Origin of the sequence: Deinococcus radiotolerans, from assembly GCF_014647435.1 — a bacterium.
Lineage (GTDB): Bacteria > Deinococcota > Deinococci > Deinococcales > Deinococcaceae > Deinococcus > Deinococcus radiotolerans.
The window spans coordinates 559,937-574,673 of record NZ_BMPE01000001.1; the positions used below are offsets into that span (position 1 = coordinate 559,937).

12 protein-coding genes are annotated in these 14,737 nt (G+C 68.9%); 7 read left to right on the forward strand and 5 right to left on the reverse strand.

What is annotated here, in order from left to right; genetic code table 11:
- Positions 1–34: 34 nt before the first annotated feature.
- Positions 35–1,513: a beta-N-acetylhexosaminidase gene (nagZ, locus tag IEY63_RS02715; protein WP_308425086.1), complete on the reverse strand. Its 1,479-nt coding sequence runs from the start codon at positions 1,511–1,513 to the stop codon at positions 35–37.
- Between the two features lie 86 nt (positions 1,514–1,599).
- Between nagZ and IEY63_RS02720 the strand changes: the two genes are divergently transcribed.
- From IEY63_RS02720 to IEY63_RS02730, 3 genes are all read left to right on the forward strand, one after another.
- Complete coding sequence (locus IEY63_RS02720) at positions 1,600–2,286, forward strand: N-acetylmannosamine-6-phosphate 2-epimerase (RefSeq protein WP_229784436.1); 687 nt, start codon at positions 1,600–1,602, stop codon at positions 2,284–2,286.
- A gap of 139 nt (positions 2,287–2,425) precedes the next feature.
- A complete protein-coding gene (locus IEY63_RS02725; RefSeq protein WP_189067408.1) occupies positions 2,426–3,664 on the forward strand; it encodes an ABC transporter substrate-binding protein in 1,239 nt (412 codons plus the stop codon).
- Between the two features lie 69 nt (positions 3,665–3,733).
- The gene (locus IEY63_RS02730) at positions 3,734–5,767 is read left to right on the forward strand and encodes a beta-N-acetylhexosaminidase (RefSeq protein ID WP_189067409.1); all 2,034 of its coding nucleotides are present in this window, start codon (positions 3,734–3,736) and stop codon (positions 5,765–5,767) included.
- Positions 5,768–5,845: 78 nt separating this feature from the next.
- Here the strand turns inward: IEY63_RS02730 and IEY63_RS02735 are convergent, their stop codons facing one another.
- The 3 genes from IEY63_RS02735 to IEY63_RS02745 all read right to left on the reverse strand — a co-directional run bounded on the left by IEY63_RS02735 (position 5,846) and on the right by IEY63_RS02745 (position 9,715).
- The gene (locus IEY63_RS02735) at positions 5,846–6,364 is read right to left on the reverse strand and encodes a hypothetical protein (RefSeq protein WP_189067410.1); all 519 of its coding nucleotides are present in this window, start codon (positions 6,362–6,364) and stop codon (positions 5,846–5,848) included.
- A gap of 131 nt (positions 6,365–6,495) precedes the next feature.
- Entirely contained in the window at positions 6,496–8,277 is a 1,782-nt protein-coding gene (gene typA / locus IEY63_RS02740) for a translational GTPase TypA (RefSeq protein WP_189067411.1), read from the reverse strand.
- A 136-nt stretch (positions 8,278–8,413) separates the two neighbouring features.
- Entirely contained in the window at positions 8,414–9,715 is a 1,302-nt protein-coding gene (locus IEY63_RS02745) for an AI-2E family transporter (RefSeq protein WP_189067412.1), read from the reverse strand.
- Between the two features lie 148 nt (positions 9,716–9,863).
- On the opposite strand from IEY63_RS02745, the gene IEY63_RS02750 reads away from it, so the two are divergent.
- Positions 9,864–10,670 (forward strand): TerC family protein, encoded by an 807-nt coding sequence (locus tag IEY63_RS02750; protein WP_229784437.1) that lies wholly within the window; start codon positions 9,864–9,866, stop codon positions 10,668–10,670.
- Here IEY63_RS02750 and IEY63_RS02755 read toward each other — a convergent pair whose 3' ends face one another.
- On the reverse strand, positions 10,671–11,606 hold the full coding sequence (locus tag IEY63_RS02755) for a GNAT family N-acetyltransferase (protein ID WP_229784438.1): 936 nt from the start codon (positions 11,604–11,606) through the stop codon (positions 10,671–10,673). It lies immediately after the preceding gene.
- 131 nt (positions 11,607–11,737) lie between these two features.
- On the opposite strand from IEY63_RS02755, the gene IEY63_RS02760 reads away from it, so the two are divergent.
- The 3 genes from IEY63_RS02760 (at position 11,738) to IEY63_RS02770 (ending at position 14,733) form a co-directional block, all read left to right on the forward strand.
- Positions 11,738–13,384: a methylmalonyl-CoA mutase family protein gene (locus tag IEY63_RS02760; protein WP_189067414.1), complete on the forward strand. Its 1,647-nt coding sequence runs from the start codon at positions 11,738–11,740 to the stop codon at positions 13,382–13,384.
- Positions 13,385–13,500: 116 nt separating this feature from the next.
- Complete coding sequence (locus tag IEY63_RS02765; protein WP_189067415.1) at positions 13,501–13,695, forward strand: hypothetical protein; 195 nt, start codon at positions 13,501–13,503, stop codon at positions 13,693–13,695.
- A gap of 102 nt (positions 13,696–13,797) precedes the next feature.
- Positions 13,798–14,733 carry a diacylglycerol/lipid kinase family protein gene (locus IEY63_RS02770; protein WP_229784439.1) on the forward strand — a complete coding sequence of 312 codons (936 nt, stop codon included), beginning with the start codon at positions 13,798–13,800 and terminating at the stop codon, positions 14,731–14,733.
- Positions 14,734–14,737: the final 4 nt, after the last annotated feature.

The following is a 14,737-nucleotide window of genomic DNA, read 5'->3' on the forward strand; positions in this document are numbered from 1 at the left end:
CCAGAGCATGCAGGGGCGGGGTTACTCTTGCGGTTTACGCGGGGAAGGGCAGCGTACCCGTCGCGCGGCGCTCCGCGCGCAGCCACGACAGGATCGACTGGCGCGCCTCTGGCTGGAATCCGTAGGTGATCAGGGCCGGGGCGTCCACGTCCAGCGCCGCGTAAGGGTTGTACAGCGCCAGGTGCAGGTCGGGCTGGGCGCCGCGCAGCGCGGCGTGCCGGTGCCGGGACGTGGTCGCCAGGATCACCGGCCGTTCCTGCCCGCGCAGCGCCGCCCAGTCCAGCTCGGCGGGGTCCTCGAAGGCGTGCAGGTGCACGTCGTACACGCCGCGCAGTTCATCCGCGAGGGTCTGGGCGTCCACGCTGGCCTCGCTGACATTCTCACGGGGCACCTTCGCCTGCGCGACCAGCAGCACCCGCGATCCGGGCGCCGGCGCCACCGGGTTCCGGTACGCGCTCAGGCCGCGCGCCCAGGCGTCCGCCAGCAGCGGCGCGTCATCCATCGGGTTCAGGGTCGGGTCGGCCTGCGCCGGGTAACGCTCAGCCAGGGCCTCCAGCCGGCGCACGCTGGCCTGCATCTGCGCGGCGTCCAGCGCGCCCCGGTCCAGCGCGGCCTGAATGGCGTCCAGGGTGGCGTCCTGCGCCTCACGGCGGCCCAGGGCCATCACCAGGTCCGCGCCAGCCTGCAGGGCCAGCACGCCCGCCTCGCCCCGGCCGTAGTGGTCGTCGATGGCCTTCATGCCCATGGAGTCCGTGACGACCACGCCGTCGAAGCCCCACTCGTCGCGCAGCAGGCCGGTCAGCACCCGGCGGGACAGCGTGGCGGGCCGCTCCGGATCCAGGGCCGGGTAGATGATGTGCGCGGTCATCATGGCGGGCGAGCGCGGCAGCAGCGCTTGGAACGGCGCGAACTCCGCGGCGTCCAGCGCCTCTCGCGGCTTGTCCACGCGCGGCAGAGCCAGGTGACTGTCGAGGCTGGTGTCCCCATGCCCCGGGAAGTGCTTCACGCACGCCGCCACGCCCGCGCGGTCGTGCCCGGCAAGCGCCGCACCACCCATGCGGGTCACCACGTCCACGTCGGCGCCGTAGGCCCGCTCGCCGATCACGGGATTGGCGGGATTCACGTTCACGTCCAGGACAGGCGCGAAATTCCAGTTGATGCCCACGCTGCGCAGCTGCCGCGCCAGCGCCGCGTTCACGTCCTCCGTGAGTCCCTCGTCCCGCGCTGCGCCCTGGTTCATGGCGCTGGGCGCGAACGGCCAGAACAGCGGGCGCAGGATCGCGCCGCCCTCGTGATCCAGGGCGATCAGGGCGTGCTCACCCATCACGGCGCGCAGGTCCGCGCACAGGGTCCGCAGCTGAGATTCAGATTCCACGTTCTTGCGGAACAGGCACACGCTGCGGATGCCGCGCCGCCGCAGGTGCTCGGCCGTGTCGTCGTCCAGGATGGGGCCGGGGATGTCCACCATCACCAGCGCGCCGCTGGACAGGGTGCTGTGCAGGGTTGGGCTCACGCCGCTCAGGGTACGCCACCGCGCGCCGGGCCACCGCTGGCGGTGGCGTGCACCAGTCCGGCCGGGTGTCCGGTAGGCTGTCGGGCGTGAATGACGTGCTGATGCGCCTGCGGGGCGTCCTGATCGTGAGCGTGCAGGCGGATGACGGCAGCCCGATGCGGGACACGGGGATCATCGCGGCGATGAGCCGCGCGGCGCTGCTGGGCGGCGCGGGTGGCCTGCGGCTGCGCAGCCCGGAGGACATCCGCGCGGTGCGGGCGCTGACGGACGTGCCGCTGATCGGGCTGACGAAGCAGGCGCAGCCGGGCTCGCCGGTGTACATCACGACCACACCGGCAGAGGTGCGCGCAGTGGCCCAGGCTGGGGCGGACGTCGTGGCGTTCGACGGCACGGACCTGCCCCGCCCGTACGCGGTGGCGGACCTGATTGCCGAGGCGCACGCCTGCGGAGCGCTGGCCATGGCGGACGTGAGCACGCTGGCCGAGGCCCACGCGGCCTACGCGGCGGGCGCGGACATCGTGGGCACGACCATGAGCGGGTATACACCGCACAGCCCGCAGCAAGCGGGGCCGGATTTCGAGCTGATGCGCGCCCTGAACAGGGCGGGGCTGCCGTTCATCGCGGAGGGCCGTCTGAACACGCCGGAACTGGCGGCGCAGGCCCTGGCGACCGGCGCGCACGCGGTAGTGGTGGGCAGCGCGATCACCCGGCCGGATCACGTGACCCGCTGGTTCGCCCAGGCCCTAGGGGTGGGCTCGAAACGCTCCAGCTGACGGGGTGGTGAGAGTGAGGCCCTCAGGTTCTCAGACGCGCTGGCCTGAAAACCGCTACATTCGGCGCACATCCTTCTCAAGTTCCCCTGCCGGAGCCGTTCCCGCGCGCACCGGCGTGTCTCACCCCAGGAGTTCAAGCATGAAACACCGCGTCCTCACCACCCTGATCACCGCCGCGATGCTCGGCGGGGCCGCCCACGCGCAGAAGACCCAGCTGGAATTCTGGACGATCAGCCTCGCACCTCTGTTCAACGACGAGATGAACCGCCTGGTCACGCAGTTCGAGAAGGAAAACCCGAACGTGGAACTCAAGTGGGTGGACGTGCCCGCCACCGCCATGGAGCAGAAACTGCTGGCGTCCGTGGCCGCCGGCCGGCCCCCCGCTGCCGTGAACCTCAGCAGCGACATGACGGTCAAGCTGGTGCAGCAGGGCGCGCTGGAGCCCCTGGACCTGAGCGCCGCGCAGAAGAAGCTGTACTTCGCCAGCCCCCTGGACACCTTCACGTACGACGGGAAGGTCATGGGCGTGCCGTGGTACTGGGCGCCGAAGGTCGTGGCGTACAACACCGAGATCTTCCGCAAGGCCGGCCTGGACCCCGCCAACCCACCCCGCACCATCCAGACGCTGATCGCCGCCGCCAAGCAGATCAAGGACAAGACCGGCATGTACGGCTTCATGCCGAACATCAACGGGATCAGCATGCTGTACGTGTTCCAGGAGGCGGGCCTGCCCATCCTCGACAAGAGCGGCAGCAAGGCCGTGTTCAACAGCGCCGAGCACGTCAAGCTGCTCCAGACGTACGTGGACCTGTACAAGAAGGGCTACATCCCCGAGGACACCATGCGCCGCGGGTTCACGGCCGCGACCGAGCTGTACTCGGCCGGGAAGCTGGGCATGCTGATCACGGGCCCGCAGTTCATCCTGCGCGTGCAGAACGACAACAAGGCGATCTTCGATCAGACGCGCGTGGCGCCGTACCCGATCAACATCGCCGGGAACGTCATCCACACCGGCCTGATGGGCTTCATGGTGCCCAAGGGCGTGCGCGACAAGGCGCTGGCGCAGAAGCTCGCGCTGTTCCTGACGAACGACGTGAACCAGCTGCAGTTCAGCAAGGTCACGAAGACGACCTTCCCCAGCACCGTGAAGGCCAGCACCGACAAGTTCTTCAAGCAGGGCGGTGCGGACGCCGTCAGCCAGGGCCGCCTCGTGGCGTCCACGGAACTCAAGCGCGCCAAGGACCTGACGCTGGTGTACCCGGACGCCAGCAAGTTGAACAAGGTCTTCAAGGACAACATCGAGGCTGCGATGGCCGGGCAGAAGAGCGCCAAGCAGGCGCTGGATGACATCGTGAAAGCCTGGAACGCCAGCCTGTAAATGGGTCGTGGGAAGCGGGAGGCGGTGCGGGTCATCCTGCACTCGCCTCCTTCCCCTTTCGGAGGACACATGAAACAGCGAATCTGGGGCCTGGGGCCTCTATTGATCAGCCTGAGCCTGGGCGCGGCGGCGACGCCCGTGACCCTCACCCCGACAGTGGAGGCGCGTGTGCAGACGCCCTTCGCGGCGCTCGTCCCGCAGCCGAAGGCGGCGACCTTCCCGAACGGCACGCTGCCCCTGAGCGGGCTGGGTGTGCGCGTGGTGGGGACGGCGCCGGAACTGGGCTGGGCCGCGCGGGACCTGCGGGCCGAGTGGAAGACAAGACTGGGCCTGACACTGGGCGACGCCGCAGCCGGGGCGAAAAGCATCGTGATCGGCACGCTGGCCGACGCCGATCTGGCCGCCCGCGCGAAGGCGGCGGGCCTGACGCCCAGTGGACCGGAAGCCTACGCGCTGTGGGTGGACGACGGGGGCGCGTTCGTGGTGGGCGCGGACGCGCGCGGCGCGTACCTGGGCGCGCAGACCCTGCGGCAGCTCCTGACGCCCGCCGGCGTGCGCTACGCTCGGATCACGGACGCGCCCGCCCTGCGCCAGCGCGTGGCGATGATCTACCTCGACCAGTACAGCAAGGGCGTGAACGACACCCTGATTCCCATGCTGGCCGCCCTGAAGTACAACGCGGTGCTCGTCATGAGCAACTACGTGCAGTGGGACACGGCGAAGGCCGGGGGTTTCGCGCACCCCGGCGGGGCCAGCAAGGCCGAGGCGCGGCGCGTGGCGGACCTCGCCCGAAGCTACGGCCTGGAGGTCATCCCGCTGATCGAGACGCTGTCGCACGCAGGCTGGATGTTCTACGGCGGGAAGAACCTCGACCTGCGGCAGGACCCGGACAGTCAGAACCCGTGGGCGTACGACACCCTGAACCCCGCCACGTACGACCGCGTGATCATCCCGATCCTGAAGGAGGCCGTGGAAGTCTTTGGGCCGAAGGTCATTCACCTGGGGCACGACGAGGTGCGCAACCGCGACCGCTTCCCCGCCCGCGAGAACGGCAAGGCCCTGGGGTTCGAGACGCTGTTCGTGAACGATGTGGTGAAACTCCACGATTACCTCAAGGGACTGGGCGTGGACAGCATGATCTGGCACGACACCGCCTTCGCGGACGCCGTAATCGGCACGCTGCCCGCCCGCCTGCCGAAGGACCTGCAGGTGGCGTACTGGAACTACGCGCCGGGGAACAGTTTCGGCCTGCTGGGTACCATCCAGAAGCTGGGCTTCCCGACCTTCGGGGCCAGCTGGTCCGACCCGGGCAACGCGGAAGGCCACGCGCAGGCCGCCGCGGGTACCGGCGCGCAGGGCATGATCCAGACCCGCTGGACCGGGTACTTCGGGAACCCCAGCATCTGGGACGGGAACGCCGACCAGGGCACGCCGTTCGTGCGCGCGGCGGGCGCCTTCTGGAACCCAGCTGCGCCGCCCGTGAAGGACGCGGAACTCCGCTACCGCGACCTCTACCAACCCACTCCCTACCGCGCCGAGGCGGGCGCCACGGTGGACCTCTCCCCTGTCGTCACGCGCGCCCTGGCCGACGAGGACGGCAGCGGCTGGATCGGGAAGGGCAGGGACATTGACCTGCGCAACCTGAAGCCGGGCGTGCAGCGGCTCGGCGCGTACCTGTTCGACGTCCGGGGCGCCGTGATGCTGCGCGGCAGTCGCGCGAGCGTCAAGGCCCTGCCCGAGCGCGCCACGGTGGACCTGAACCGCAAGGCCCGCGCCCTGGCGTTCCTGCACGTCACCGGCTGGCCCGCCGCCACCAACCGCGAGAAGGTCGGCCAGTACGAGATCGAGTACGCCGACGGGTCAAAGGTCACGCAGCCGCTGGAGTACGGGCGGCACATCCGCGCCTGGACGGACACCGCGCCCACCAGCATGATCCCCGCCCCCGGCTGGAACGGCGTGACCGGCGAGGGCCTGAGCGTCGCCGTGCCTGTCCTCGAATGGGTGAATCCCAAGCCTGATCAGGTCATCCGCTCGGTGACCCTGGTCAGCGCGGGCGGCAATGCCAACCCTGCCCTGCTAGGCCTGACGGTGCTGGGCGACTGACACTCACCCGTGACGCCCGCGACCACCGGCCTCACGGGCCGTGATCGCGGGCGCCGCACTCGGTCAGGGCGGGCGGCGTCAGGGCAGGATGATGTGGCGGTCACCGGACTGCACGCGCGCCCGGTCCTTCCCGCCGTAGGTGTGGCAGCGGGTCAGAACACTGAACGTCCAGGACTGGTCTGGCAGACGGAATCGGACATCCACGCTCACGTCGTCCCGCTGGGCAGTGACGTGACCATCAACCTGCGTGGCGTCCTGGAATCCGGCGGCCAGGACGGCGCTGCGGATGGCGGCCAGCTGGTCCGCCCGGTCACCTTGTGGGGTTTTCATGATGCCGCCGCCGCTGTAGCGCGACCCGATCCCGCCCGGGCAGGTGAACCAGCGGGCGTCGGCTTTTAGTTCAGTGCCCTGAACGGCGCGGGCGCTGGCGGTCATGGCGTCGCGGAGCGTCGCGTCGGCCGCCGCCTGGGTGGCCTCGGCGGAGCGGTCGTCGCGGCCCAGCGAGCAGGCGCTCAGCAGCGTGGCGAGGGTCAGGGCGGCGAGCGTCAGGGCAGCCAGGGGGAACGGGCGGAATCGGGGGACGGTGGTGAAGTTCACGGGGAGCACCTCCTGGGCACACGGGATGAGTCGAGTGTATGGCGTGCAGGTCGTGAGGGCGGTGAGCGCCGGGACAAGGCCAAAGGCAACACCCCCTCCGGGAAGGGAGGGGGCGCGGTGCGTTCCGGACTTTACTTGCGGAAGCTGGGGTTGAGGATCTTCTTGCGCAGGCGGATGCTCTGGGGGGTCAGTTCGACGAGTTCGTCCTCGCTGATGTACTCCAGGGCGTCTTCCAGGCTCATGCGCTTGGGGGGGATCAGGGTCAGGGCCTCGTCGGCGCCGCTGGAGCGGACGTTCGTGAGCTTCTTGTTCTTGCAGACGTTCACGTTCATGTCCTGCTCGCGGGCGTTCTCGCCGACGATCATGCCGACGTACACGTCCTGACCAGCGTCGATGAAGAAGCTGCCGCGGTCCTGGAGTTTCCAGATGGAGTACGCGAACGCGACGCCGTCTTCCATGCTGACCAGCGAGCCGTTCTGGCGGGTCTTGAGTTCACCGGCCCACGGGGCGTACCCGTCGAAGATGTGGCTCATGATGCCTTCGCCCTGCGTCATGCTCAGGAACTGGGTGCGGAAGCCGAACAGCGCGCGGCTGGGGATTTTGAATTCCACGCGGGTGCGGGTGCCCTGGGGTTCCATGTTGACCATCTGGCCCTTGCGGGCGCCGAGGACGCCGATGACGGTGCTGGAGTGCTGCTCGGGCACGTCGATCACGAGGTGCTCGATGGGCTCGTGCTTCTCGCCGTCGATCTCGCGGATGATGACCTGGGGCGCGCCGACCTGCACTTCGTAGCCTTCGCGGCGCATGGTTTCGAGCAGGATCGAGAGGTGCAGTTCGCCGCGGCCGCTGACCTTGAACTCGTCGGGGCGGATTTCCTCGACCTTCAGGGACACGTTGGTCATCACTTCGCGCTTGAGGCGATCGTTGATGTGGCGGCTGGTGACGTACTTGCCTTCCTTGCCGGCAAACGGGCTGGTGTTCGGCTGGAAGATCATGCTCACGGTGGGTTCGTCCACGGTGATGATGGGCAGCGCCTCGGGATCGGCGAGGTCGGCGACGGTCTCGCCGATCTGCGCGTCCTCGATGCCGGCCAGGGCGACGATGTCACCGGCGCCCACCTGGTCGATCTCGATGCGGCGCAGGCCCATGTGGGTGAAGGGCTGCACGACGCGGGCCTTGGTCATGGTGCCGTCTTTGTGCATCAGCTGGACGAATTCGCCCTTCTTGACGGTGCCGCGGTTGACGCGGCCCAGCACGATGCGGCCCAAGTACTCGTTGTAGTCGAGGTTCGTGACGAGCATCTGGAAGGGGGCGTCCAAGTCGACCTTGGGCGCGGGGATGTGCTCGAGGACCATGTCGAACAGTTCGTGCATGTCCTCTTTGGGCTCGTTCAGGTCCTTGAACGCCTTGCCTTCACGGGCGATGGCGTACAGGATCGGGAAGTCCAACTGGTCGTCGTTCGCGCCGAGTTCGGCCATCAGGTCGAAGGTGAGGTTCACGACTTCTTCGGGGCGGGCGTCGTTGCGGTCGATCTTGTTGATGACCACGATGGGTTTGAGGCCCAGTTCGATGGCCTTGCGCAGCACGAAGCGGGTCTGGGGCATGGGGCCTTCGGCGGCGTCCACGAGCACCAGGCAGCCGTCGACCATGCCGAGGACGCGCTCGACCTCGCCGCCGAAGTCGGCGTGGCCGGGGGTGTCGACGATGTTGATCTTCACGCCGTTGTACTCGACGGCGGTGTTCTTCGCGAGGATGGTGATGCCGCGCTCGCGTTCGAGGTCGTTGCTGTCCATGGCGCGCTCGGCGATTTCCTCACCGTGGCCGAGTTTCAGGGTCTGCTTGAGCAGGCCGTCGACGAGTGTGGTCTTGCCGTGGTCGACGTGGGCGATAATGGCGATGTTGCGATATTCCATGTGGTTCAGCTCCCTTGTTGCCGGAGCGGTTGGCCCTCTGCGCTGCTCGCGCGCCGGCGGCCTTCTGCTCTCGTAGGCATGAAAAAGCCCGCCGCACATCGCGTGGGCGGGACACCCAAACGTAGATTCTAGCAGATCAGGGACCGGTTCGGGGGTCGGCGCTGCCGGACCGCCCTTCCGGGTCCGGTTCAGCCTGCGGTTCGTCCGGGGTGACTTCGGTGGACAGTGCGGCTTCCAGGTCCAGTTCGCCCTGTTCTAGCTGGCGTTCCAGTTCAGCTTCCTGAACTTCCGCGCGAGCCTTGCGCACGGCCTCGCGAGCCTCGTCTTCGCGTTCCAGTTGTTCCTCGACGACGCCGCTGATCAGGGCCATGGCAACCGCGTCGGGGATGTCCGGAGCTTCCCGCAGGTAGAAGTGCTGGTAGATGGCCTTGATGACGATCAGGAACGGAACGGTCAGGAAGGCACCCACCAGGCCGAACACCCCGCCGAACAGAATCACGCCGGTCAGGACGGACAGGGGGTGGAGGTTCCCGGCGCCGCCGACGAGGAAGGTGCTGAGGGTGAAGCCGCTCACCTGCTGGAAGACCAGCACGAACAGCGCGACCCACAGGGCCCGCTGGGGGTCTTCGGCTAGCGTGAACAGGATGGGCGGGATGGTGGCGATAACCGGTCCGATGTTCGGAACGAGTTCCCCCAGGCCGGCCAGGATGCCGAACACCAGCCAGTTCTGCACGCCCAGCAGGTAGAAGCCCAGCGCGGTGCAGCTGCCGGTGACCAGCATGACGAGCAGCGTGGCGCGGCCCCACGCGCCGGTCTGCTTGAGGATCTGTGCCAGGGCGTAGGTGGCTTTCAGGCGGTGGGTGGGGGGCACGGCGCCCAGCACGCCGTTCACGAGTGGGACGGGGTTGCCGAGCACGTACACGACCATGACCAGCGTGACCAGGGCTGTGAAGATCCCGCCGATGATCAGTCCGGCGAGGCTGGGGAGCATCTCGGTGACGCGGGCGCTGAGTTTCGTGAGTTGCGCCTGCGCGCGGGCGAAGGCGTCGTCGGGGAGCATGGCGTCCATCTGCGGGTGAGAGCGGAGCCAGGCGTTCAGTTTCGGTTCGATGCGGCTCAGGTCGAAGGTGCTGCTCCCGATGCTGCTGAGCTGCGCCAGGATCGGGGGGATGGTCAGGTAAGCGGTCACGCCCAGCACGGCCACGACCAGCAGCACCGTGAGGGTACCGGCCGCGGCGCGCGGCATCCAGCGTTCGAGGCGCCGGGCGAGCGGGTTGAGGGCGGTGGCCAGGATGACGGCCAGGGTGATGGCCAGCAGGCTGGGGGCGACCTGCCCGAAGAAGGACAGCAGGAGCAGCAGCGCGATGACGGCCGTGGCGACCGGCAGGAGGTTGACCACGAAGATACTGGCCGGCGGGCGGGAGTCGGGGGCGGTCACGGGCCGTCCCGGCGGGCTGCTGAGCGTCGCATGAGAAACGCAGTGTAGAAGCCGCGGGACCCCACCTGAAAGCGCCCGGCAGAGCGCGCACTTGAGCGTCCCTTCACGCTCTGAGCGGCGGCCTGCGGCGCTGCGTAGGGTGGCTGGTGTGACCGAGTTCCTTCACGTCCTGAGCACCCCGCAGGGCTGGGTGGGCGTTCTGAGCCTCACGCTGCTGGAACTCGTGCTGGGCATCGACAACATCGTGTTCATCACGCTGCTCGCCTCACGCCTGCCCCAGGCGCAGCAGGCGCTGGCCCGCACGGTCGGGCTGGGTCTGGCCGTCGTGACCCGCGTGGCCCTGCTGGCTGGTATCGCGTGGCTCACGCGGCTTCAGGCGCCACTGTTCAGCGTGCTCGGGCAGGAGGTCAGCGTCCGGGACCTGATCCTGATCTGTGGGGGCCTCTTCCTGATGATCAAGAGCGTGCGGGAGCTGTCCCGGATGGCCGCTGATCCGCTGGGCAGCAGTGAGGCGCAGGTGGGGCAGGTGTCGCTGCTGAGCGTGATCCTCCAGATTCCGCTGATTGACATTGTGTTCAGCCTGGACAGCGTGATCACCGCCATCGGTGTGAGCGGCGACGTGCCGGTCATGATCACGGCCGTCGTGATCGCCATGATCATCATGGTGGCCGCCAGCGGCCCGATCAGCCGCTACCTGGACACGCACCCGCCGCTGAAGCTGCTGGCCGCGGCGTTCCTGCTGCTGGTCGGCACGAACCTCGTCGCGGAGGCCTTCGAGGTGGGCGTGCCCAGCGCGTACCTGTACTTCACGATGCTGTTCGCGGGCGTGGTGATGCTGTTCACCGTGCGGGCCGCCCGGACCGTGCGCGGCCAGGCGGTGGAACGCGCCGTGCAGGAGGCCCTCATGAGCCGCAAGGACGAGGCCGCCACCGACGATCCTGGCCGAGACAGCTGATCAGGTCAGGGGCACCCACCACCAGCCGCCCACGTCGTGCCGTCCGGCGCGGGTGGCGGCGCCGAGCGCACCCCGGTTGCGGCCGTGGATGGTGCCACTGAGGACCTGTCCGGCGTCCGGGAGGTGCCGGGTGAGCAGGGTGCTCAGCGCCGCGCCCAGCCCCTGTCCGCGGGCGTGTGGGGTCAGGAGGAGCTCCTGTACGACCTGCGCGTCCAATCCCAGCTGCGGATACGCGAGGGTGCCGGCGTACCCGGCCCATTCGCCGCGCCAGTGAACGTCGAACATGGTGCCGGCGTCGATGCACTCCTGAAGATCGTCGCTGCTCAGCAGGCGGGCCTCGTTCGTGTGATGAGGATGGGCGGCGTCCACCTCGGCATACGCGACCTGCGCGTCGGCGTACCGGGTGGTGTTGGAGGTGGGGGTCAGGCTCAGCCCGTCCGGGACAGGATGGCTACTCAGGTCGACTACGGGCGCCGCGAGGACGCGCCGGTCCGGGTCCAGGTCAGGCCAGTCGGTCATGGGCGCGGCGCTCCAGAACCGCAGGCGAGGCGGTTGAAAGTCGGCGTACGCGCGGGCCGCTTCGGCCAGGGCCGGGAGGTCGGCTCGGGTGACGGGGCGGCTGGTGACGCTGACGTCCACGAAGGGTTTCGTGACGTCCAGGCCCTTGAAGCGGATGCTGAGCATGGCGTGCAGGTCGCTGGTCACTGGCGCCCAGCGGTTCAGGTACGCGGGGGCGTCGGGTCCGGCGTTCAGGAATTCGGCACGCTGCGCGGCGAGGTCAAGGTCAGTGGCGAGCTGAAGATCGAACTCGTGCTCTCCTGTCAGGTTCTGGAGGCGGACGGCGCGGTCCAGCCAGTCGTGCGTGGCGGGGTGCTGGGCTTCGAGGGTGAAGGCGGCCAAATCGGCGGCGCTGGGCAGGTCGTTGGGGGTCGTCACTGCCGGACACGCTAGCGTCCGGTCATCGGCCCGGTTGCCGCAGCTGAGGCTGAGAGGCGGGCGCCCTGCTATTCTGAGGAGCAGCCTAACGAGCGTTTGTTCCAGCCTCTCCCCCGCCCCGGAGGTCCCCAATGAAAAGCAAGAACGAGTGGATGCAGAGCGTCTACAGCCCCGCCGCGCAGAAGTTCCCCGAGCGCAAGTACAACTTCAAGAACCTCTCCGACATGGAGCCCGAACCCATCTACACCGCCGACGACCTGACAGACTGGGACGCCGAGCGGGACCTGGGCTACCCCGGCGAGTTCCCGTACACGCGTGGCGTGCAGCCCAGCGTGTACCGCGGGAAGCTCTGGACGATGCGGATGTTCGCGGGCTTCGGCAGCGCCGAGCAGACCAACGAGCGCTTCCACGCGCTGCTGAAAGCCGGGCAGACGGGGCTGAGTACCGCGTTCGACCTGCCCACCCTGATGGGGTACGACAGTGACCACCCCTTCAGCAAGGGCGAGGTCGGCAAGTGCGGCGTGGCCGTCAGCAGCCTCGCGGACATGGAGATCCTGTTCCGCGGGATCGACCCCACGCAGGTCACGACGTCCATGACCATCAACAGCCCCGCGAACGCCATCTGGGCGATGTACATCGCCAACGCGCAGAAGCAGGGCAAGGACCTCGGGCAGGTGGGCGGCACCATTCAGAACGACATCCTGAAGGAATTCATCGCGCAGAAGGAGTTCATCTACCCGCCCGCGCCCAGCGTGAAACTGGTCATCGACACCTTTGAATGGGGTCCGAAGGTCCTGCCGAAGTGGAACTTCATCAGCGTGTCCGGCTACCACATCCGCGAGGCCGGGGCGACCGGCGTGCAGGAACTGGCCTTCACACTCGCGGACGGCTTCCACTACGTCGAGAAGGCCCTGGAGCGCGGGCTGAACATCGACGAGTTCGCGCCGCGCATCAGCTTCTTCTGGGACATCCACAACGACTTCTTCGAGGAGATCGCCAAGCTCCGCGCCGCGCGGCGCATCTGGGCGCGGCAGATGCGTGACCACTACGGCGCGAAGAACCCGCGGTCCTGGATGCTGCGCACACACTCGCAGACGGCCGGGGTGTCCCTGCCCGCCCAGCAGCCGCTGAACAACATCGCCCGCGTGGCCATCCAGGCGCTCGCAGCGGTGCTGGGCGGCACGCAGAGCCTCCACACCGACGCGTTCGACGAGGCCCTGGCCCTCCCCACCGAGGAGAGCGCCGCCATCGCCCTGCGCACCCAGCAGATCATCGCGTACGAGACCGGCGTGGCGGGCGTCGTGGACCCCCTGGCGGGCAGTTACTACGTCGAAAAGCTCACGAACGACATCGAGGCCGCCGCGATGGGGTACATCGAGCAGATCCGCCTGATGGGCGGCGTGGAGGCCGGGATTGACAGCGGCTTCTTCCAGCTGGAGATGGCCGAGGCCGCGTACCGCTACCAGCGCGAAGTTGAGACGAAGGACCGCATCGTGGTCGGCGTGAACGAGTTCGTGCAGGACGCCGTGGAAGTCCCCATCCAGATCATCGACCCGCAGGTGGAGGCGCTGCAGGCCTCGCGGCTGGCGCAGGTGCGGCGCGAACGCGACCCGCAGCGCGCCCAGGCGGCGCTGGACGCCCTGCGGCACACGGCCGTCACGGGCGCGAATTCCATGCCGGCCTTCCTGGAGTGCGCGCACGCGTACTGCACGCTGGGCGAACAGATGGACATCCTGAAGACCGTGTACGGCGAGTACGTGGAACCCGCGATCGTCTGAGCGGCACCGGCAGGGGCGGGGGCATCAGCAGGTGTCCCCGCCCCCTCCTGTCTTCGTGAAGGGACGCTCGTGGGCACGTGAAGGGCCGCGCGCGCCGCCCCGCGTTAGGGTGCGGCATGATCTCCGATGACGCGATCCGCGCCCGCCTGGGCGAACAGGCCAGTTCCGACCGTGAAGTGCAGCTGATGCGCGACCTGCTCCAGGAGCACGCCGCCGGACAGTCCCCTGACGCTCTGAGCGAGGAGGAGTGGCTGCGCCTCGTGGGCCTGATGGAAGCCCGCAAGTTGCAGGGCGACCCCAACATGAAGTGAGGGCAGGCCCGCGCCACGGCCCCCCGTGCCTGCCGGTGCGGGGGCTGAACTCGGTTGATGCACCGGGGGGCGGGACATGGCACGCCGTATGCTGAGGGGACTGTGAGTGACGCTTCACCCCCCCGCCCAGCGAACCTGCCTGAACTGGCCGTCGTGCTCAACCCGCACGCGGGCGGTGGACTGGCCGTGCGGGCCTGGCCGGACCTGCGCGCCGAACTGGACCGGCGCGGCCTAACGTACAGCCTCATTCAGGAGGAGAACGCCGCGCTGGCCCTCCAGCGGGTGCAGGCCCTGCCAGACAGCACCGCGCTGATGGCCGTGGGAGGCGACGGCACCGTGGGCGCCCTGCTGCCCGCAGTGGTGCAGACCGGGCGGCCACTGGCTGTCATGCCGCTGGGCACCGGCAACGATTTCGCGGGCCTGCTGGGCCTGAAACCCGGTGCCTTCGCGGAGGCGCTGGACCGCCTGGCATTCACGCCGCGCGCCGTGGACGCCCTGGCGGTCCGCGCCTGCCACGCGGACGGCCGCGTGACGGAACGGACGCTGCTGAACGGCCTGGGCATGGGCTTCGACGCGGACGTCACCGCAAACATGGACCGCGTGCCCGCCCGCGTACAGGGCTTCGCCCGCTACGCCTGGGCCGCCGTGGCAACCCTGCGCGCCCTGGCGCTGGCCGACGTGACGGTCGAGGCCGACGGCGCGCCGCTCTACGCGGGTCCCAGCGCCATCGTGGCCGTCATGAACGGCACCCGGTACGGCGGCGGGTTCCTCATCAGCCCCCGCTCGGACGTGCGGGACGGGCGCCTGAACGTCATCGTGGGCGGTCCGATGAACTGGCGCCAGCTGGCCGGGCTCCTGGCCCGCGTGCTGCGCGGCACGCACCTCTCGCACCCCCTTGCGCATCACGCCGCAGCGCGGCAGGTCTCAGTCCGCTGGAACCGGCCAGTCCGTATTCACCTGGACGGCGACCTCGGCACGCCGGTCACCCGGGTGGACGTGACCGTGCTGCCCGGCGCGGTGCGCCTCCTGAACGCCTGACCGG

Bases quoted from the DNA above. Each gene is read 5' to 3' on its own strand.
- IEY63_RS02725 (WP_189067408.1), top strand. From the start codon at position 2,426: ATGAAACACCGCGTCCTCACCACCCTGATCACCGCCGCGATGCTCGGC.
- IEY63_RS02730 (WP_189067409.1), top strand. From the start codon at position 3,734: ATGAAACAGCGAATCTGGGGCCTGGGGCCTCTATTGATCAGCCTGAGC.
- typA (WP_189067411.1), bottom strand. From the start codon at position 8,277: ATGGAATATCGCAACATCGCCATTATCGCCCACGTCGACCACGGCAAG.
- IEY63_RS02760 (WP_189067414.1), top strand. From the start codon at position 11,738: ATGAAAAGCAAGAACGAGTGGATGCAGAGCGTCTACAGCCCCGCCGCG.
- IEY63_RS02765 (WP_189067415.1), top strand. From the start codon at position 13,501: ATGATCTCCGATGACGCGATCCGCGCCCGCCTGGGCGAACAGGCCAGT.